General features: G+C 73.3%; 16 protein-coding genes. 8 read left to right on the forward strand and 8 right to left on the reverse strand.

The window, feature by feature from the left end; genetic code table 11:
• Window positions 1-1,043: D-alanyl-D-alanine carboxypeptidase family protein (locus HS99_RS23560; protein ID WP_370863290.1), on the reverse strand; the 1,043-nt coding region annotated here is incomplete at its 3' end.
• Between the two features lie 204 nt (window positions 1,044-1,247).
• Here HS99_RS23560 and HS99_RS23565 point away from each other — a divergent pair.
• Window positions 1,248-1,445, forward strand: coding sequence for a hypothetical protein (locus tag HS99_RS23565; RefSeq protein WP_030278751.1), 198 nt, complete (start codon window positions 1,248-1,250; stop codon window positions 1,443-1,445).
• 79 nt (window positions 1,446-1,524) lie between these two features.
• Here HS99_RS23565 and HS99_RS23570 read toward each other — a convergent pair whose 3' ends face one another.
• A complete protein-coding gene (locus HS99_RS23570; protein WP_030278749.1) occupies window positions 1,525-2,283 on the reverse strand; it encodes a TetR/AcrR family transcriptional regulator in 759 nt (252 codons plus the stop codon).
• 91 nt (window positions 2,284-2,374) lie between these two features.
• Between HS99_RS23570 and HS99_RS23575 the strand changes: the two genes are divergently transcribed.
• From HS99_RS23575 to HS99_RS23585, 3 genes are all read left to right on the forward strand, one after another.
• Window positions 2,375-3,229: a siderophore-interacting protein gene (locus tag HS99_RS23575; RefSeq protein WP_030550646.1), complete on the forward strand. Its 855-nt coding sequence runs from the start codon at window positions 2,375-2,377 to the stop codon at window positions 3,227-3,229.
• Window positions 3,230-3,702: 473 nt separating this feature from the next.
• On the forward strand, window positions 3,703-7,194 hold the full coding sequence (locus HS99_RS23580) for a S8 family serine peptidase (RefSeq protein ID WP_030550644.1): 3,492 nt from the start codon (window positions 3,703-3,705) through the stop codon (window positions 7,192-7,194).
• 152 nt (window positions 7,195-7,346) lie between these two features.
• On the forward strand, window positions 7,347-8,315 hold the full coding sequence (locus tag HS99_RS23585; protein ID WP_030278743.1) for an alpha/beta fold hydrolase: 969 nt from the start codon (window positions 7,347-7,349) through the stop codon (window positions 8,313-8,315).
• Here HS99_RS23585 and HS99_RS23590 read toward each other — a convergent pair.
• Both HS99_RS23590 and HS99_RS23595 read right to left on the reverse strand, forming a co-directional pair.
• Window positions 8,312-9,046 carry a response regulator transcription factor gene (locus HS99_RS23590; protein ID WP_030278742.1) on the reverse strand — a complete coding sequence of 245 codons (735 nt, stop codon included), beginning with the start codon at window positions 9,044-9,046 and terminating at the stop codon, window positions 8,312-8,314. The genes HS99_RS23585 and HS99_RS23590 overlap by 4 nt on opposite strands.
• Window positions 9,043-10,284 carry a sensor histidine kinase gene (locus tag HS99_RS23595; RefSeq protein WP_078938765.1) on the reverse strand — a complete coding sequence of 414 codons (1,242 nt, stop codon included), beginning with the start codon at window positions 10,282-10,284 and terminating at the stop codon, window positions 9,043-9,045. The genes HS99_RS23590 and HS99_RS23595 overlap by 4 nt, the downstream gene beginning before the upstream one ends.
• Window positions 10,285-10,542: 258 nt before the next feature.
• Here HS99_RS23595 and HS99_RS23600 point away from each other — a divergent pair, with 258 nt between their 5' ends.
• A complete protein-coding gene (locus HS99_RS23600) occupies window positions 10,543-12,753 on the forward strand; it encodes an MMPL family transporter (protein WP_078938763.1) in 2,211 nt (736 codons plus the stop codon).
• A gap of 47 nt (window positions 12,754-12,800) precedes the next feature.
• Here HS99_RS23600 and HS99_RS23605 read toward each other — a convergent pair whose 3' ends face one another.
• The 3 genes from HS99_RS23605 to HS99_RS23615 form a co-directional block, all read right to left on the reverse strand.
• Entirely contained in the window at window positions 12,801-14,243 is a 1,443-nt protein-coding gene (locus tag HS99_RS23605) for a vWA domain-containing protein (RefSeq protein WP_030278736.1), read from the reverse strand.
• A complete protein-coding gene (locus HS99_RS23610; RefSeq protein ID WP_046386202.1) occupies window positions 14,240-15,148 on the reverse strand; it encodes an AAA family ATPase in 909 nt (302 codons plus the stop codon). Before HS99_RS23610 ends, HS99_RS23605 begins: the two co-directional genes overlap by 4 nt.
• A 170-nt stretch (window positions 15,149-15,318) precedes the next feature.
• A complete protein-coding gene (locus HS99_RS23615) occupies window positions 15,319-15,990 on the reverse strand; it encodes a hypothetical protein (RefSeq protein WP_030278732.1) in 672 nt (223 codons plus the stop codon).
• A 306-nt stretch (window positions 15,991-16,296) separates the two neighbouring features.
• On the opposite strand from HS99_RS23615, the gene HS99_RS23620 reads away from it, so the two are divergent.
• From HS99_RS23620 to HS99_RS23630, 3 genes are all read left to right on the forward strand, one after another.
• Window positions 16,297-17,049 (forward strand): TetR/AcrR family transcriptional regulator, encoded by a 753-nt coding sequence (locus tag HS99_RS23620; protein ID WP_046386203.1) that lies wholly within the window; start codon window positions 16,297-16,299, stop codon window positions 17,047-17,049.
• Between the two features lie 141 nt (window positions 17,050-17,190).
• Window positions 17,191-17,844 carry a DUF6230 family protein gene (locus HS99_RS23625; protein ID WP_030278729.1) on the forward strand — a complete coding sequence of 218 codons (654 nt, stop codon included), beginning with the start codon at window positions 17,191-17,193 and terminating at the stop codon, window positions 17,842-17,844.
• Window positions 17,845-17,846: 2 nt separating this feature from the next.
• Entirely contained in the window at window positions 17,847-18,437 is a 591-nt protein-coding gene (locus HS99_RS23630) for a DUF6114 domain-containing protein (protein WP_370863291.1), read from the forward strand.
• A 117-nt stretch (window positions 18,438-18,554) separates the two neighbouring features.
• Here the strand turns inward: HS99_RS23630 and HS99_RS23635 are convergent, their stop codons facing one another.
• Window positions 18,555-19,643 carry an NAD(P)-dependent alcohol dehydrogenase gene (locus tag HS99_RS23635; RefSeq protein WP_046386206.1) on the reverse strand — a complete coding sequence of 363 codons (1,089 nt, stop codon included), beginning with the start codon at window positions 19,641-19,643 and terminating at the stop codon, window positions 18,555-18,557.
• Window positions 19,644-19,690 lie beyond the last annotated feature (47 nt).

Below are 19,690 nucleotides of genomic sequence, written 5' to 3' on the forward strand. Positions count from 1 at the left end.
CCGCCGGACGGGGTGCCGGCCGCGCCGCCGGTGCCGCCCGTGGTGGCCTGCGGGGCGAGGTCCTCGACCAGCTGCCCGACCGGCTGCACCTTGCCCGCGGCCGCGAAGCCCCAGTCGAGCAGGCTGGCGGCCTCGTCGTACACCCTGCCCTGGGCCCGGGGGTGCATCACCGTCACCAGCAGGGTGCGGCCGCCGCGCTCGGCGGCGCCGGTGAAGGTGGCGCCGGCGTTGGTGGTGTAGCCGTTCTTCACGCCGATCAGGCCCGGGTACTTGCCGAGCAGCCGGTCGGTGTTGGCGATGTCGAAGACGGTGCGCTGGCCGGTGTTCTTGTCCAGGCCGCCGGGGAAGCGCGCGGTGCGGGTGGAGCAGTACGAACGGAAGTCGGCGTTGCGCAGCCCGGCGCGGGCGAACAGGGTGAGGTCGTACGCGGAGGAGACCTGGCCGTCCATGTCGTAGCCGTCCGGGGAGGCCACCTTGGTGTCCTTGGCCTGGAGCGACCGGGCGCGGGCCTGCATCTCGCTGACGGTCTGCGGGACGCCGCCGTTCATGTGCGCCAGGACGTGCACGGCGTCGTTACCGGAGCTGAGGAAGACGCCCCGCCAGAGGTCCTCCACCCGGTACGGCAGGTTCTCCTTGACGCCGACCAGGCTGCTGCCGACACCGAGGTCGGCGAGTTCGTCGGCGGTCACCTGGTGCTCCAGCGAGCGGTCGAACTTCGGCAGCACGGTGTCCGCGAACAGCATCTTGAGGGTGCTGGCCGGGGGCAGCGGCAGGTGGGCGTTGCGGGCGGCGAGCACTTCGCCGGTGCCGGCGTCGGCGACCAGCCAGGAGCGGCCGGTCAGTTCGCCGGGCAGCGCGGGGGCACCGGCCAGCGGCGCGACCTGGACGTCCGAACGGCCCAGCCGCTCCCCGCCCACGGCGGAGGAACCGGTGTCCTGGGCGAGGGCTGCCGGGGCACCGACGCCGAGCGCCAGGGCGGAGACGGCGGAGACGGCCGTGATCCTGGTCGCGGACGGTGGCTTCGGTTGACGCTTTGGCTGCACACGGCGAACGTACCGGCGCCGCCGCCGGGCCGCCGTGCCTGCTGCTCCGTCCGGAGCCACCGGCCCTTCCGTCGCCCGCCTGCCCGCCTGCCCGTCCTCCTGCGTGCCCGTCCTCCTGCGTGCCCGGCGCCCGCGACTTTGGTGATCGCCGGTCGCGCCGAAAGTCGGTTGGGCGGGCGGCCGCGGGTTCCTAGGCTCGGAGGCATGAAGAACCTGCTCGGCTACCTCGGTTTCGTGCTGATCCTGGGCGGCGGCTCCGGCCTGCTGTCGGACCGGCTCGGGGGTTTCCGGCTGTTCGGGTTCGTCCGCTTCCTGGTGCCGGACGGCCACGAGACCGCCGGGTACGCGGTGCTGCTGGTGCTCGGCGTCCTGCTGGCGATCCCGGCCGCCCGCCAGGGCTGACCCCGCAGCACCGGCCCACCCACCGGGGCTGAGCCACCATGGCCGACCAACCGGGGCTGACCCGTTCGGCCCGAGCGCCTCAGCTCCCGGCCCCCGAGGCCACCCCGTCGAGCAGCACCGCGAGTCCGGTGCGGAAGGCCTCCCGGCCGCTGTCCTCGGGCGCGCCGCCGCCGGCGCTCTGCAGGGCCGTGAGCAGCGGGAAGCGTTGCGGGAAGTCCGGTGCCAGTTCGGCGAGTCGGGCCGAGCGGGCGTTCCACCAGTCCTCGTCGGCGACGCCGGTGGCGGCCGCTGCGCCGCGCGCGTCCGCGGTGGTGGCGGCCGTGCCACGGACGAACTGCCAGAGTGCGGCGACCGCTCCGCGCAGTCGTTCCGGGGCGAGCGCGGCCGGCTGGAGGGCCGCCAACAGGCGTTCCATCGCGGTGAGTTCGGCTGGTCCGAGGACGGGGCGGGCCTGCGAGACCTGGAGTACCCAGGGGTGGCGCAGGTAGCAGGCGTAGAGGTCCTCGGCCCAGGCGGTGACGGCGGCCCGCCAGCCGTCCGACAGCGGGAGTCCGCCGGGGAGTTCGGCGAGCACGCGGTCGTGCATCAGGTCGAGCAGTTCGGCTTTGCCCGGCACGTAGGTGTAGAGCGCCATCGCGGTGCGGCCGAGCCGTTCGCCCACGGCGCGCATCGACAGGGCGGACATCCCCTCGGCGTCGGCCACCGCGATTCCGGCGGACACGATCGCGTCCACACTCAGACCCGGTTTCGGGCCGCTGCGCCCGGTGCGCGGTTCCTCGCCGCCCCACAGCAGGGCGAGCGAGCGATCGGGGTCTCCCTGCCCGGCGTAGACGGTCATCCAGGCATCTCCTTATGGCGTAAAGTACCGGTCCGACGGCAACTCTTTATGCCGTAAGGTTATCAGCATTCCGCATCGAAGGGGTTTCGCGATGACACTGCCCGTCACCTTCCTCGAGGTCATGGCGGTCGCCCGGATCACGCCGCGCACCGCCCGGGTCACCTTCGAGGCCGAGGCCCTGGCCGACAGTGTGGGCACGACGCCCGACCAGCAGCTCAAGCTGTGCTTCCCGCGCCCCGGGCAGCGCCTGCCGGTGCTGCCCGCCCAGCAGGACGACCCGATGGGCTGGTACCAGGCCTACCTGGCCGTCCCCGAGGCCGAGCGCCCGCTGCTGCGCAGCTTCACCCTGCGCCGCCGGCACCCCGGCACCCGCCGGATCGAGGTCGACTTCGTGCTGCACGGCGACGCGGGCCCGGCCGCCGCCTGGGCGCTGCGGGCCGCACCGGGGGACCGGCTCGGCCTGGTCGGGCCGTCCGCGCTGTACGCCCCGCCGGTCCCGTTCGCCGAGGCCGCGGCGCAGGCCGACTGGGTGCTGCTGGCCGGGGACGAGACGGCACTGCCGGCCATGGCGACGCTGCTGGAGGCGCTGCCCGAGGGGGTGCGGGCGTACGCCTGGATCGAGGTCGCGGACCGGGCGGAACGCCAGGAGCTGCGCAGCCGTGCCGACTTGGAGGCGCGGTGGCTGTATCGGGACGGCGCGGCTCCGGGCAGCCTGCTGACCGGGGTGTTCCGGGAGGCCGCACTGCCGGGCGGCCGGCCCTTCGTCTGGCTGGCCGGGGAGGCGGGGGCGGTACGGGCGGTGCGCCGTCACCTGGTCGAGGGGCGGGGGGTGCCGAAGCGGGACGTCGACTTCACCGGGTACTGGCGCCACCGGCTGACCCAGGACGACGCGCCGACGGCCGAGGACCTGGCGGACGCCCGGGAGCGGCTGGCCGCCTCCTCCTGACGGCGCGTGACCGGAACCCGCCGGGCGGCGCAGGCGCGTGGAGGTGTGTGGACGAACTCCCCGGCGCCCGCGCGCCGTCCGCCCGGCGCCGTCGAAGTGCGTTGTTTCGGCTGCGGTCGACGGGGAAGGAAGGGTCGCAGTGTCGACAAGTAGGCAGCCGGTGGCGATGTTCCGCCGGTGGCCAGAGTTCGCCACCGGCGCTTTTTGCCGGTCGATCGGTCAGTTCTCACCGTTCTCCGACCGTCCCTGATCGGTGAAAAAGGGGCGGACGCCGCCGGATTTATACTGTGTATTTTACTTTCTGATGGTCATTTTTACTTTCTGATGGGGATTTCCCCCCTTGTCGCGGTCGTGTCGGATGCGCTGGAATGCGACCGCTGTCGGGACGCGCGGTCCGGAGCACACGCGTCCGACCAGGATCCGGGTACGCTCAGCCGTGCAACCTGACGTCTCATCAGACGAAAGGATGTCCATTGATCGGCTGGCGCAAGACCCAGCTAGCAGCCGCCGTCACCGTCACCGCCGCGTCCATGGTCCTGAGCCTCGGGACCATCGCGAGCGCAGCTCCGGCCCAGGACCCGCAGAACGCCCAGGCGGCGTCCTCGGACGGGGCGCCGGCACCGGTGATCGTGATCCTGAAGGACCAGATAGCGGACGCCCCGGCCGACCACGGCCACCTGGGCGCCCGTCAGCAGAAGACCGCCGGCTCTCAGGCGCCGCTGCTGAACAAGGTCAAGGCCAACGGCGGCACCAACGTCAAGAGCTTCGTGGTCGGCAACGCCTTCTCGGCCACGGTCAGCCCGGCCCTGCGCGCCTCGCTGCAGGCCGACCCGGCGGTCGCCGCCGTCGTCGCGGACACCCAGGTCCAGGTCGCCCCGGTCGCCGGGACCAAGGCCAAGAAGGACGCGGACACCGCGGCCGCGCCCTCGGGCACGTCCGGCGACGCGTCGAAGGCCGTTACGGGCAGCAACGGCCAGGCCTCCCAGGAGAACGCGACCAACACGGTCTGCCCCTCGGACCCGTCCAAGCCGCTGATGGAGCCCGAGGGCCTCTACTCGGTGCACGCCTACACCGGCAACGGCAACCCCGGCGTGGAGAACCTGGCCACCGGCAAGGGCGTCAAGGTCGCCTACATCGCCGACGCGCTCGACCCGAACAACCCGGACTTCATCCGGGCCGACGGTTCGCACGCCGTGGTCGACTACCAGGACTTCTCCGGTGAGGGCTGGAACACGCCGAGCGGTGGCGCCGAGGCCTTCGGTGACGCTTCGGCGGTCATCGCCCAGGGCCGTCAGACCTACGACGTCTCGCAGTGGGTCAACGCCTCGCACCCGCTGCCGGCCGGCTGCAACATCCACATCCGCGGCCTCGCCCCGGACGCCGACCTGGTCGCCCTGAAGGCCGGCGGCGAGATGATGTCCAACTCGTCGATCCTGCAGTCCATCGACTACGCGGTGCGGGTCGCCCACGTGGACGTGCTGAACGAGTCCTTCGGCGGCAACGTCACCCCGGACAGCGGCGCCCACGACACCATCGCGCTCTTCAACGAGCAGGCCGTCAAGGCCGGTGTCACCGTCGCCGTCTCCACCGGTGACGCGGGCCTCAGCGGCACCATCGGCACCCCGGCCACCGACCCGTACGTGATCTCGGTCGGCGCCTCGACGGACAACCAGAACTACCAGCAGACCGGTTACGCGGCCTCCAAGTTCTCCAACGGGACCTGGAGCAACAGCCGGATCTCCGCGCTGTCCTCGGGTGGCTTCACCCAGGCCGGCCGGACCCTCGACCTGGTCGCCCCGGGCGAGTCGGACTGGGCGCTGTGCACCGCCGACACCTCCAAGTTCGCGGACTGCACCAACTTCAACGGCAAGCCCACGAACATCCAGTCGTTCGGTGGCACCAGCCAGGCCGCCCCGTTCGTCACCGGTGCCGCGGCCCTGGTCATCCAGGCCTACCGTGACACCCACGGCGGCGACTCGCCGTCCCCGGCGCTGGTGAAGAAGTTCATCACCGGCACCGCCTCCGACCTCGGCGTCCCGGCCGAGGAGCAGGGCGCCGGTCTGCTGAACGTCCGGGCCGCCGTCGAGGCCGCCCGCGGCTACGACGACGGCGACGGCACCGACGGTGCCCGCACCGTCGTGGTCAACACCGGCCAGGTCAACATCTCCGGCACCCCGGGCTCGACCCACACCGCCGACGTCTCCGTCACCAACACCAGTGACGAGACCCAGTCGGTGAGCGCCACCACCCGCAGCTTCGCCCCGCAGGCGAACAACCAGCAGACCGTCAAGCTGGACTCGTCCGCGACCGACACCTTCAAGTACGCCACCAACGGTGCCACCTGGGTGCAGAAGCAGGTCAAGTTCACCGTTCCGGCCGGTGCCGACCGCCTCGCGGCGTCGATCGCCTGGCACGGCGGCCCGAACCCGGTCACCAACGGCCCCGTGGTCCGCATGACGCTGCTCGACCCGTCGGGCCGCTTCGAGACCAACACCCGTCCGCAGGGCGGCGCCACCCCGGCCAACTACGGCCTGGTCGACGTCCCGCACCCGGTGGCCGGCGAGTGGACCGCGGTCCTCTACACCCCGGCGGGCAAGGCCGGTTACACCGGCGACGTCCAGTTCGGCACCTCCACCCAGCGCGCCGTCCCGGCCGGCTCGGTGAGCCCGAACACCACCGACCTGAAGCCGGGTGAGACCAAGACCCTCAAGGTCCAGCTCACCACCCCGGCGACCAGCGGTGACAGCAGCGAGGCCGTCGTGGTCTCCAGCTCGAACGGCAACACCACCAGCGTTCCGGTCGTGCTGCGCAGCCTCGTCCCGGTCAAGGACGGCAAGGGCACCTTCACCGGCACCATCACCGGCGGCAACGGCCGCGGCTCCTCGCCGACGCAGATGTTCGCCTACGGCTTCGACGTCCCGAAGGGCCAGAAGGACCTGCGGGTCGGCGTCACCGTCGCCAAGGACGCGAACCTGTTCATGCAGGGCGCGCTGATCAGCCCGAACGGCACCCCGATCGACATCGAGGGCAACGCGCTGTTCGACGCCCAGGGCAACGTGACCGGCACCGCCAACGGCGTCTCGGCCACCACGGTCAACCCGGCCGAGGGCCACTGGCGCTTCGTCCTGAACGTGCTCGGCCCGGTCAGCGGCCAGGAGCTCTCGCAGGACTTCGCCGGCACCATCGCGCTCAACCAGAACCAGGCCACCGCGGCCGGTCTGCCGAACGACGCGAAGACCAAGCTGGCGGCCGGCAAGCCGGTCACCGTCAACGTGAACTACACCAACAACACGGTCGCCCCCCAGTCGATCGCGGCCGACGGCCGCCTCGACAAGCGCGTCGACCTGCCGCTGGTGCCGCAGGGTGCCTCGGCCAGCGTCAACCTGCCGCTGAGCCTCACCTCCTCGGTGCCGAGCTTCCTGGTGCCCCCGGGCACCGACCAGCTCAAGGCCGTGGCGGCGTCCACGACGCCGGCGCAGGTCGAGCTGAGCGCCACCACCGCCTCGCCGGACCTCTTCGGTGACCTGAAGAAGGCCCAGGACGGCTCGACCATCTCGGTCGCCACCTCCAAGGGCAGCGCCGAGCAGCCGGTCGTCCCGGGTGCCTGGGGCACCTTCGTCCAGCAGATCGGCCCGTTCGGCCCCGCCGGCGCGCCGAAGGGCACCTCCACCATCACCGCCACCGCGCACACCCTGGCGTTCGACCCGGCGCTGACCTCCAGCACCGGTGACCCGTACGCCTCCGGTGTCAACGCCTCGGCCCCGGCCGCCGCCCCGGTGACCGTCGCCCCCGGCGCCACCGGCTCGCTGCAGGTGACCCTCACCCCGAACGGCCCGAAGGGCAGCACGGTCAAGGGTGTGCTCTACCTGGTGTCCGGCCCGACGTTCGTGCCGACCGCCAACAACAGCCTCGGCACCACCGGTGCGGTGCTCGCGGCGATCCCCTACAGCTACACGGTGAACTGACGCTCAATCAGTTCAGCGGTAGCTGAGGCCGAGGCCGTCCCGGGAACTCCGGGGCGGCCTCGGCCGCTTCGGCCCCCCGGGATTCCGGACCCGCCGCGCTGGGCAGGTTCGGATCGAACTGACCATCCGTCGGGCCGAACAGGGAGCGGGAGTTGAACGAGGCGATCGAGCACAGCCACGTCGAGGTGAACGGCGTACGGCTGCACCTCGCGGAACAGGGGGAGGGGCCGCTGGTCCTGCTGCTGCACGGCTTCCCGGAGAGCTGGTACTCCTGGCGGCACCAGTTCGCACCGCTCGCCGCCGCCGGGTACCGGGTGGTCGCCCCCGACCAGCGCGGCTACGCCCGCAGCTCGCAGCCGGCGGACGCCGACAAGTACACCCTGCTGCACCTGGTCGGCGACGTGACCGCGCTGATCGGCGCGCTCGGCGCGGAGCGGGCCGTGGTCGTCGGGCACGACTGGGGCGCACCGGTCGCCTGGGCCACCGCGGCGCTGCGCCCGGACCTGGTGCGCGGCGTCGCCGGGCTGAGCGTGCCGCCACTGCCGATCGGCGGGCCGCCGCCGCTGCGGGCCGCCCGGGAGAACTTCGGGGACGGCTTCTACCAGCTCTACTTCCAGGAGCCGGGCCGGGCCGACGCCGAGTTGGCGGCCGACATCAAGTCCAGCCTGCGGCGCATCCTGTGCGGCGTCCAGCCGGACGGCGTGCCGCGCCCGTGGATCGTGCCCGAGGGCAAGGCCCTGCTGGAGACCGTCCCCGAGCCCGAGGAGCTGCCGGACTGGCTCACCGACGCCGATCTCGACGCCTTCACGGCCGACTACGCACGGCACGGCGGGCAGGCCTTCACCGGCGGGCTCAACTGGTACCGCAACCTGGACCGCAACGCCGAACTGCTGGCCGCCTTCACCGGCGTGACGGTCGAGGTCCCGGCGCTGTACGTCGCGGGCGAGCAGGACCTGGTCAACGCGATGGTGCCGCCGGAGGCCCTGGCCCACCTGCTGGGCCGGCTGCCCAGGCTGCACCGGCACGTCCGGCTGCCGGACACCGGGCACTGGACCCAGCAGGAGCGCCCGGCCGAGGTGACCGAGGCGCTGCTGGACTTCCTGAAGAGCCTGGACGGCTAGCCGCTCCGTTCGGCCTGGTCGCCGTTGCCCGTGCGGGCGGTGACCAGGCCGGATTCGTAGGCCGCGATGACGGCCTGGGCGCGGTCCCGGACGTCGAGCTTGCCGAAGATGCTGGTGATGTAGTTCTTCACGGTGGACTGGCTGATGTCCAGGGCCAGCGAGATCGCGGCGTTGTCCAGGCCGGTGGCGATCAGCCGCCAGACCTCGACCTCGCGGGGCGTGAGCTCGCCGGTGCCGGGCGCGGGCGGCGCCGGGGCGGCGGCCGCGACGGGTGCCCGGACGTAGGTCGAGATCAGCCGGGTGAGCAGGCGCGGGGCGACCACCGCCTCCCCGGCGTGCACGGTCCGGATCGCCGCGGCCAGGTCCTCCGGGGAGACGTCCTTGGGCAGGAACCCGTGGGCGCCGGCGCGCAGCGCGGCCACCACGTACTCGTCCATGTCGAAGGTGCTGAGGGCCAGCACCCGACAGTCGGGCAGCACCCGGGCCAGTCGTTCCGTCGCGCCGACGCCGTCCAGGACGGGCATCCGGATGTCCATCACCACGACGTCGGGGCGCAGCCGGAGGGCGGCGGCGACGGCCTGCTCCCCGTCCTCGGCCTCGCCGACCACGTGGAGGGACGGGTCGGGGGAGAGGATCAGCGACAGGCCGCGCCGGACCAGCGGCTGGTCGTCCACGACGAGCACCTTGACGGCGGTGCCGGCGCCGTCGCCCGGGTGGCTGCGGTCGGTCACCGGATCTCCTGCCCGTGCTGGACGGCCGCCTCGGCCGATTCGTCGCAGGAGAGCGGGAGTTCGGCCCGCACGGCGAAGCCGCCCTCCGGCCGGGGGCCGGCCGTCAGGGTGCCGCCGTGCAGGGCGACGCGCTCGCGCATGCCGAGCAGGCCGTACCCGGCCGGGCCGGTGCCCGGCGCGCGCTCCGGCGGCGTGCCGCCGCCGTCGTCCCGAACCTCGACGGTGATCCGGTCCGGGTGGTACGCCAGGCGGACGGACGCCCGGGCGGGGCCGGCGTACTTGCGGGCGTTGGTCAGGCCCTCCTGGACGATCCGGAACACGGTCAGGCCGACGGTCGGCGGCAGCGGGCGCCGGGGCCCGTCGACGGTGAGCTCGGTCGGCAGCCCGGCCAGGCAGGACTCGTCCACCAGCCGGACCACCTCGTCCGCCCCGGGCTGGGGCAGCGGCGGGACGGACTCCGGTTCGTCGCCGGCCCGTAGGACGTTCAGCAGCTGGCGCATCTCGCGCAGCGCCAGCCGTCCGGAGGACTCCAGGGTGACCAGGGCGTCCCGGACCACCTCCGGCCGGTCGAGGTTGGCGCGGGCGCCGCCCGCCATCAGCTGCATCGTGGTGATGTGGTGGGCCACGATGTCGTGCAGCTCCCGTGCGATCCGGCGGCGTTCCTCGGCCACCGCGCGGTCGGCCTGCAGCCGCCGGTTGGCGTCCACCTCGCGCTGCCAGCGCGCGACCACGAGGCCGGCGCAGCCCACCAGGACGGCGGAGAGCGGGTCCGCGACGACCTGCTGCCAGAGCGGGGCGTGGAAACCGACCTGGCTCAGTGTGGTGGCCGCGGCCGTCAGCACGACGGCCGCCAGCGTGACCGGGACGCTCCGGCTGCGGCCGACCGAGAAGAGGGCGACGGTCAGCACGGCGCCGAAGTGCGGGCCGATCGGGGCGGTCAGGTCGATCGCCGCCTGGAGCACCAGGACGGCGGCGAGCACCGGCACCGGACGGCTGTGCCGGGCGAGCAGCGGCAGGGCGGACAGCACGATGAGGGCGAGGCCGGGCACGGTCAGGCCGCGGGCGCCGGCCACCTCGCCGAGGAACAGGTAGCCGAGCAGGTCGATGGCGCCGGCCCCGATGGCCACCAGGGCGTCGGGGCGGCTCCACGACAGGCCGACGACGGTGCCCTCCGTGGGCACGGTGCCGCCCGCGGGGACGGCGTCCGCCGTACGGCTGTCGGGCTGGTGCCCGCTCATCTGGTCCTCCCGGTTGATCATCGCTGACCCGCCCATTCTGGCATCGGCCGACCGGCCCGCACGTGCTCCCGGAGGCCGAGGGCGCGGGGGCCGGACCAGGACCACGGTCCCGGTTCCGCCGCAGGTGGGGGAGCGCGGGCCCTGTTCCGGATCGTCCGCTGCTCGGACGCTCCGGTACCCCCTCGCCTGATGGTCTTGGGACGGGCCGGGAAAACCCGGCGCCGAGGCCGACGTTCGCGTCCATCAGCCGGAGGAACAGTGATCCGCGCACTGACCGGGTTCTCCACCAGACACGCATGGAAGGTCATCGCCCTGTGGGCGGTGCTGGGCATGGGGCTGGGGGTCCTGGGCCCGATGCTGATGTCCCGGGTGACCGAGTCCCAGAGCGGGGACTTCCTGCCCCGGAGTTACGACTCGGCCGCCGCGCAGCGGATCGGGGAGGAACACTTCGGCGTGAAGTCGGACGCCACCACGGTCACGGTGCTGGTCGCCCGGACCGACGGCAAGGCGCTCGGCGCCGCCGACCAGCAGCGGATCGAGTCCGAGGCCGCGAAGCTCGCCACCCACCGGGTCACGATGCCCCGGCGGGCGGACGATCCGGAGTTCCTCGTCACCGACCGCTCCCAGACGCCCCGGATCGCCCCCGCGACGGTGGCGCCCGACCGGACCTTCGAACTGCTCTCGGTCGAGTTCACCGGCAACGCCTCGGAGGAGGGCGTGCAGGGCGTCTTCAAGGCCTTCCGGGACGACGCCCGCACACGGTTCGCCGACCTCGGCATGCGCACCGGGTTCACCGGCGGCCTCGCCCAGGTGTCGGACAGCGCCGACGCCAACCGGACCGCCGCGACGATCGGCAGCGCCCTCGTCACGGGACTGATCGTCCTGCTCAACGTGCTGGTGTTCCGCAGCGTCCTCGCCGCCGTGCTGCCGCTGCTCGCGGTCGCCGTGATCGGGGGCGCGGCCACCGGCGCCGTGGCCGGCGCGGCTTCGCTCACCGGCCTCAAGCTGGACGCCAGCACCCCGAGCCTGATCTCCGTGGTCCTGCTCGGCATCGGCGTCGACTACCTGCTGTTCCTGCTCTTCCGGTTCCGCGAGCAGTTGCGGGCGCGGCCCGAGCAGCCCGCCCGGGAGGCCGCCGCCCAGGTGTCCGGCCGGGTCGGTACCGCGATCACCTCCGCCGCGCTGACCATCGTGGCCGCCTTCGCCACCCTGGGCGTGGCGACCTTCGGCCTGTTCCGCTCCCTCGGCCCGGCCATCGCCGTCGCCGTGCTGGTCATGCTGCTGGGCAGCCTGACCCTGATGCCCGCCCTGCTGGCCGCCTGCGGACGCAAGATGTTCTGGCCGTCGCGCAGCCTGCGGCGGGTGCCGCGACCGGGCCTCGCCGCCCGCCTCGGCGACCTGGTCGCCCGCCGGCCGCTGGCGCTGCTGCTCGCCTCCGTCGCGCTGCTCGGCGCGCTGGCCGCCGGTACGGCCGGGCTCCGGATGAACTACGGCCAGGCCGACGACACCAGGACGCCGGCCACCGCCACCGCCGAGGAGATCGCCCGTGCCCTGCCGGCCGGGGTGTCCGACCCGACGACCGTCTACCTGGTGGCCAAGGACGGGGGCACCCTCGACGCCGGCCGGTTCGACGGCCTCGCCCACGCCCTGACCGGGGTCGAGGGCGTCGGCCAGGTGGGCCGGACCGTCCTCGCCGACGACCACCGCGCGGCCCGGATCGACCTCTACCTGAACGCCGACCCGCAGAGCCAGCGGGCCCGCGACCTCGCTTCCGGCCCGGTCCGCGCCGCGGTCGCCGCGCACGCACCGCAGGGGACCACCGGCCACGTCGGCGGCACGGCGGCGATCTTCGCCGACATCTCCACCGCCGTCGACCACGACCTGACCGTGGTCTTCCCGGTCGCCGCCGCGCTGATCGCCCTGATACTGCTCCTGCTCCTGCGCAGCCTGCTCGCCCCGCTGGCCCTGATGCTCGCGGTCGGCCTCGGCTTCGCCGCCACCCTCGGCGCCGCCACCCTGCTGTTCCAGCACGGCCTGGGCGAGCCCGGCGTCGCCTTCACGCTGCCCCTGGTGCTGTTCCTGTTCGTGGTCGCCCTGGGCACCGACTACAACATCCTGATCACCGACCGCATCCGCGAGGAGATGCACCGGCCCGGCCCGGCCCGCGCCGCCGTGGCCCGCGCCGTCCGGTACACCGCCCCCGCCATCGCCACGGCGGGCCTGGTGCTGGCCGGCTCCTTCGCCACCCTGGCCACCACCCCGGGCAGCGAGCAGGTCGCCTTCTCGCTGACCCTCGGGATCCTGCTCTCCGCCCTGGTCCTCTCCCTCGTCACCGTCCCGGCCGCGGCGGCCCTCCTCGGCCGCTCCCTCTGGTGGCCGCTGCGCCCCACCCCGGTCGCGCCGCCGTCCGCCGACCGCCCGCCGGTCGCCACCCCGCGGTCGGCCCCGGATCACCTGCGCCTCGGGTGACGGTTCCCGGCCGCAGCGGTCTGACGTCCCGGCCGTTCTCCGGGGCGTCAGACCGGCAGCAGCCGGGCGATCAGTTCGCCGAGGCGGCGGGCGTTGCGGCAGGAGTGCATCTCCACGACGTCCGCGTAGGCCGGGGCGGCGGAGTCGCCGGTCGACCAGAGTGCGGGCTGTTCGGGGTTGAGCCAGAAGACCCGCCGGGCCCGGGCCGAGATCCGGCGCAGGGCGTCCAGGTTGGGGTCGCGGTGGTTGTTGCGGGCGTCGCCGAGGACGAGCACGCAGGTGCGGGGGCCGACGGCGTCCGGGTGGCGGTCGGCGAACTCGCCGAGGGCGGAGCCGTAGTCGCTGTTGCCGTGGTGGCCCATCACCCTGGCCTCGGCGAGGATGCGTGCGGCGAGACGGGCCGGGTCGTCCTGGCCGCGCCGCAGCAGGTCGGTGACCTCGGCGGTGCGGTTGACGAAGGCGAACACCCGGACCTTGCTGAACTGCTCGCCCATCGCCTGGACCAGCAGCATGGTGAAGTCGGCGAAGCCCGCCACCGAGCCGGACACGTCGCACAGCAGCACCAGCTCCGGCCGACCCGGGCGGCGCAGCCGGTACGCCGGGCGCAGCGGGACTCCGCCGGTGGTGAGCGAGCGACGCAGGGTGCGGCGCAGGTCGATCTGTCCCCGGGCGGCGCGGCGGCGCCGGGCGGCCAGCCGGGTGGCGAGTTTGCGGGCCAGCGGGTGGACGGTGCGGCGCAGTTCGGCGAGCTGCTCGCGGCCGGCGTAGAGGAAGTCGATCCGGTCGGTGCTGGGGGCGACGGCGCGCTCCGCGATCCGTTCGGGCCCGCGCAGTTCGGCGACCCGGCGGCGGGCCTCGCCGGTGACCTGGGCGCGGAAGTCCTGGATGCGGCGGCGGATCTCGTCGGCGAGGACGCGTTCGGAGAGGTCCTCCCGGGCGGGGCCCTCCCGTCCGGGGTCCTCGCGCAGCGCGGCGAGGATCCGGGCGAGCAGGGTCTCGGGGGAGAGGCGGCCGAGGGCCTGGTGGGCGGACCAGCCGTCCGAGCCGGGGGTGCTGCCGGTGCCGTACCGGCCGAAGGCCTCGACGACCTCGCCGGCCAGCCGGGCCTGGGCGGCGCGGTCGTCGGCGGCGAGGGCGGCGGCGAGGCGTTCGCGCAGTTGGTCGCGCAGTGGGTCGGGGCGGCCGAAGCGGGGCGGCTCGGGGTCGTCCGGTGCGGGCGGCGGTTCGACGCGCAGGGCCTCCGGGGTGCCGACACCGAGCGGGAAGAACAGGTCGAAGACGGCGTCGAAGACCTTCCGCTGGCCGTCCGAGCGCAGCAGGGCGGCGGCCAGGCCGGCCCGCATCTGCTCTCGGTCGGCGAAGCCGAGGACGTCGAGCACGGCGGCGGCGTCCACCGTCTCGGCCGGGCCGATCCGCAGGCCGTGCCCGCGCAGGGCGCGGACCAGGCCGGTCAGCCGGGCGGCGGTGTCGGCGGGGCCTGCCGCGGTCATGCGAGGGTGAGCTTCTGGGTGGCCTTGCGGATGTCGTCCTGGTGCTTGAGGATCACTCCGAGAGTCTCCCGGACGACGGTCTCGTCCAGGCTGTCGGCGCCGAGCGCGAGCAGGGTGCGGGCCCAGTCGACGGTCTCGGCGACGGACGGTGCCTTGCGCAGTTCCATGGCGCGCAGCGCGCCGACCACCCGGACCAGCGAGGCGGCCAGGGTGTCGTCCAGGCCGGGCACCTTGAGCCGGACGATCCGCCGCTCCAACTCGGCGTCCGGGTAGTCGAGGTGGAGGAAGAGGCACCGTCGGCGCAGCGCCTCGGAGAGCTCGCGGGTGGCGTTGGAGGTGAGCAGGACGAAGGGGCGGCGGGTGGCGGTGACGGTGCCGAGTTCGGGGACGGTCACCTGGAAGTCGCTGAGCACCTCCAGCAGCAGGGCCTCGACCTCGATGTCGGCCTTGTCCATCTCGTCGATCAGCAGCACCGTGGGCTCCTCGCCGCGGATGGCGGTGAGCAGCGGGCGGGTGAGCAGGAACTCCTCGCCGAAGATGTCGTCGCGGGCCCGGTCCCAGCCCTCGTCGCGGCCGGCGGTGATCCGCAGCAGCTGCTTGGCGTGGTTCCACTCGTAGAGGGCGCGGGCCTCGTCGATGCCCTCGTAGCACTGCAGTCGCACCAGCCGGGCGGCGCCCAGTTCGGCGACGGCCTTGGCGAGTTCGGTCTTGCCGACCCCGGCGGGGCCCTCGACCAGCAGGGGCTTGCCGAGCCGGTCGGCGAGGAAGACGGTGGTGGCCACGGCGGTGGAGGGGAGGTAGCCGGTCGCGGCGAGCCGTTCGGCGGTGTCCGCCACCGAGGTGAAGAAGCCCGTGCCGTCGCCGTTCCCGTTGACGCCGCCGTTCCCGCCGCTGCCGCTGGTCATCTGCCGCGCCCCGTTCCGGTTCGCCGGGCCCGTTCCGTCGGGCCCGCGCGGCGCCACCCTACCGGCCGGTCACTTGCTTGTCGCGGGGCCGGGAAGGGCACGGTGGAGCGGCGTACGACGGGCTGCTGCCCGTTGTACGCCGCTCGTGTAATTCCGCCGTCCCCGGGGCGTCAGTTGACGTACAGGACCGGGTTGCCGGCGGCCGAGGTGTCGGTGACCGGGCCGTAGGTGGCGCTGAAGTACCCGGTCGAGAAGCACAGGCCGGGGCCGGAGACCAGGGTGGCGGCCTGGTCGGCGAAGCTGATGGAGTTGCTGCTGTTCGAGGTGGAGCCGGTGATGCCGCTGGGGCTCTGGTAGACGCAGTTGACGGTGCCCAGCAGGGTGTTGAGCACCACGGTGATGCCCACCGGGCCGGCGCTGGTGCCGTTGAGCGACACGTTGTTGCCGGAGCCGGAGGTGACGGTGTTGGTGTAGGGCAGGCTGGTGGCGGTGACGCTCTGCACGCTCATCACGCCGAAGACGCTGGAGGTGCAGGAGTCGAAGGACTGGCTGTTGAGCTGCTCGGTCGCGCTGCCGGGGGCGGACGGGTTGGACGTCACGGTGGCGGAGAACGAGGAGTTGGCGCAGCTGACGCCGTTGGTGCTGCCGGGGCCGTCGGTGAAGGTGGCGGCGGTGCCGGAAGCGAGGTTGGCGACCAGGGTGTCGCCGACGGCGATGGCCGGGCCGCTCGAGCCGCCCTGGGTCAGGACGGCGGCGGCGGAGGCCTGAGCGGGTGCCACGGCGGCACCGGTGAGGGCGATGGCGGCGAGGGATGCGGCTGCGAGCGTGCGACGGATGCGCATGAGGGTGCCTCTCTCCGTCCGGGGACGGGTGGGGGAATCCCCGCGTGCGGGTGTGGTGGTGTGCACGACGGGGGAGGTGCACGGCGAACCGGAGCTCCGGCGGAGCGCGAGTGGGTGCGGGCCGGCGGACAGGCACTGGGGGCGGGCCCGGCGCCACGGGCCCGCTCGTGCGGTTCGGCGGTGTTGAGTGCAGTGCAGCGGTGTCGGAGTCGGTCGACGGTGGCCTGCGCACCGACCGGTCGGAAACCTGGCAGTGTTGTAAACCGGGCGTTGCGTCAATGTCAATACAGGACACAGGAGTTGGTGATGGATCCCAAGAACCTCCGGAGTTCCGACGTGCTCCTCCTGCCGGGTGCCCGCACCGGCCGTGATCCGGCCAGGTCGATCAAGCCGGGCCCGCGCCGGCAGCCCGCCGGAGTGGTCGCCGCGACCCAGCGCGAGCGGCTGCTGGACGGGCTGGTCCGGACGGTGGCCGAACGCGGCTACCAGCACGCGACGGTCAGCGACATCTGCCGGGCGGCCGGGGTGACCAGGCCGGTCTTCTACGAGCTGTTCAACGGCAAGGAGGACGCCTTCCTGGCCGCGCACCGGTTCGGCACCGGGGTGGTGGTCCGGCGGATGGCGGCGGCCTTCGCGGCCGAATCCGACTGGTGCGCGGGGATCCGGGAGGCGCTCGGAGCGATGCTCCAACTCCTGGCCGGGACACCGTCCTTCGCGACCATGGCGGTGATCGAGATCGAGGCGGTCGGGCCCGCCGGTCGGCTTGAGCGCGATCAACTCCTCACCCGATTCCGGGTGTTCTTTGCCGAGGTGCCACAACTTCCGTGCGGTGTAAGGGTGCAGGAGATGGTGGACGCGGTGGTGGGCGGTGTGTACAGCGCGATCTACCGGCGGATCGCCTCCGGTCGTACCGATCAACTGCCGGAACTGCTGCCGGTGTTGGGCATGTTCTGCCTGGCGCCATTCCTCGGGCCGGCCGAGGCGGACCGGCGACTCGGGTCGAGGATCGGTGAAGATCCTTCGTGCACCCGTAGTGACCCGGCAACTACCCAGCAGTAGCTTCCAGTTACTCACCGCGCCCCGACCGGACCGACCCCGCCGCCGAGCGGCGGACGGCCCGGCCGGGACGCGCACAACGCTGTCCGCGCCAGGGCAACGTGCCAGTGCCTGCACACCCATTTCCGTCCACAGGGAGCACACATGGCCATGTCCGAGGACGCCGCCGTCGCGGCGGAGACCCCGACGCCGACCGGGACCAGAAGAGGCCGGGTACGGATCAAGCGCACCGCCCTGATGGCCGTACCGGCCGTCGCCGTCGGGGGCATCCTGATGACCCTCACCGCCCAGGGCGTGCTCGCCGCGCAGTTCTCCATCTCCGGCATGCCGTTCACCATCACCGCCGACAAGCTCGACGGCGACGGCTTCGCCCAGTTCGGCTCGCTGGACCACATGATCCCGGGCAGCCCCAACCAGGGCCACACCGGCGGTCAGGTGCTGGTCGCGGTGTCGGCGATCAAGACCGCCGAGATCACCAACCTGTGCCAGAGCGTCGACCTCGGTGGCGTCAACCTGGTGATCCACGCGGGCGACCAGGGCACCCCGGTGTCCGCCTCCGACCTCACCACCGACTCCGACCTGCTGTCCGGCGACGCGGAGTTCAAGAACATCGAGATCGGCGGCGACGCCAGCACCTACACCAAGGCCGGCGACGTCGGCAAGGGCGGCAAGGGCGTCTTCGGCCAGCAGGCCGACCACGTCCAGCTAACCCACCTCAACCAGCACAACTACGCGAGCACCGCCGTCGGGTTCAAACTGCCCAACCTGCGGCTGAGCTTCAGCTCCAAGGGCTGCTGAGCATGACGGAGTCCGTACCGGAGCCGGCCGCGACCGGCGAGGGCACCATGGCGCGGGCCGAGGCGGTGACGGCCCAGGGGACGGCCGCCACCCCCGCCGCGGCCACCGCCCCCGCCGCAGGCCCCGCCGCAGCTCCCGCTGCGTCCGAAGCGTCCGCTCCGACCGCCGCGCCCGCGAGCCTCGCGGGCCCGGTCAGGCGTGACTGGCGGGGCCGACGACCGTTCTGGGGCGGGCTGCTGGTGACGCTCGGCGGCGCCGAGATCCTGTTCACGCTGTGGGCCCCGCTGCCCCTCCTGCTGCACATCTCGCTGGTGGGCCTGGCGGGGTACCTGGTGCCCTCGGTGATGCTGCTGTGCGGGCTGCTGATCCTGTTCAACCCGACGCAGCGGCTGTTCTACTCCGTCCTCGCGGTGCTCGCCTCGCTGGCCAGCTGGGTGACCTCCAACCTCGGCGGCTTCCTGATCGGGATGCTGCTCGGGGTGGTCGGCGCCTGCCTGACCTTCGGGTGGCTGCCCGACCAGCCGCTGCGCCGTGGGCGCCAGCGGCGGGAGGACCGGCGCGCGCAGCGCCGGGCGGCGCGGGCCGGGGTCTGACGGCCGCCGGGAGTCATCGACGGCGCCCCGCTCAACTGTGGTGGGAGAGCACAGGTTGAGCGGGGCGTTCCGTCCTGGCCGTCCGTCTGGCGGCCTGGCGGCCTGGCGGTGGGACGGTCAGATCGTCGAGGCGTCGATCACGAAGCGGAACCGGACGTCGCCGTCCAGCACCCGCCGGTACGCCTCGTTGATCTGCTCGGCCCGGATCAGCTCGATCCGCGCGGTGATGCCGTGCTCGGCGCAGAAGTCCAGCATCTCCTGGGTCTCCGGCAGCCCGCCGATCGCCGAACCCGCCAGCGAGCGGCGCCCGATGGCCAGCGGGAACGGGTGCAGCGAGACCGGCTTCTCCGGCACGCCGACCTGCACCATGGTGCCGTCGGTGCGCAGCAGGCCGATGTAGGCGGTCAGGTCGAGATCGGCGGACACCGTGTTGACGATCAGGTCGAAGCTGCCCGCGAGTTCCTCGAAGGTCGTCGGGTCGGAGGTGGCCCGGTAGTGGTCCGCGCCGAGCCGCAGGCCGTCCTCGCGCTTGCGCAGCGACTGGCTGAGCACGGTGACCTCCGCGCCCATCGCGTGGGCGAGCTGCACACCCATGTGGCCGAGCCCGCCCAGGCCCACGATCGCGACCTTCTTGCCCGGGCCGGCGCCCCAGTGCGCCAGCGGCGAGTACAGCGTGATGCCCGCGCACAGCAGCGGCGCGGCGGCGTCCAGCGGCAGGGCGTCGGGAATGCGCAGCGCGTACGCCTCGTCCACCACCAGTTCTGCGGCGTAGCCGCCGTACGTCGGCCGGCCGTCCCTGCCGGTGTCGTTGTAGGTGAAGACCATCCCGCCCTCGCCCTGGCAGTACTGCTGCAGGCCGGCCCGGCAGTTGTCGCACTCCCGGCAGGAGTCGACGAAGCAGCCGACGCCGACCCGGTCGCCGACCTGCCAGCGGGTGACGCCCGGGCCGACCTCGGCGACCACGCCGGCGATCTCGTGGCCCGGGACCATGGGGAAGGTCCCGCTGCCCCAGTCCTCGCCGACCTGGTGGATGTCGGAGTGGCAGATGCCGGAGTACTTGATGTCGATCACGATGTCGTGCTCGCCGGCGGCCCGGGTGGTGACGGTGGTCTTCGCCAGCGGGGCCTTCGGCCTCGGGGCCGCGTAGGCGGCGACGGTGCGGGTGGTGCCGGTCGGGGTCGTGCTCTGCGTCGTCTCGTTCGTCATGCCCACCAGACTGCGGCGGCCCGGCGGGTCCAACCAGGTCGGAGTTC

The organism is Kitasatospora aureofaciens (assembly GCF_001188955.3).
Classification (GTDB): Bacteria; Actinomycetota; Actinomycetes; order Streptomycetales; family Streptomycetaceae; genus Kitasatospora; species Kitasatospora aureofaciens.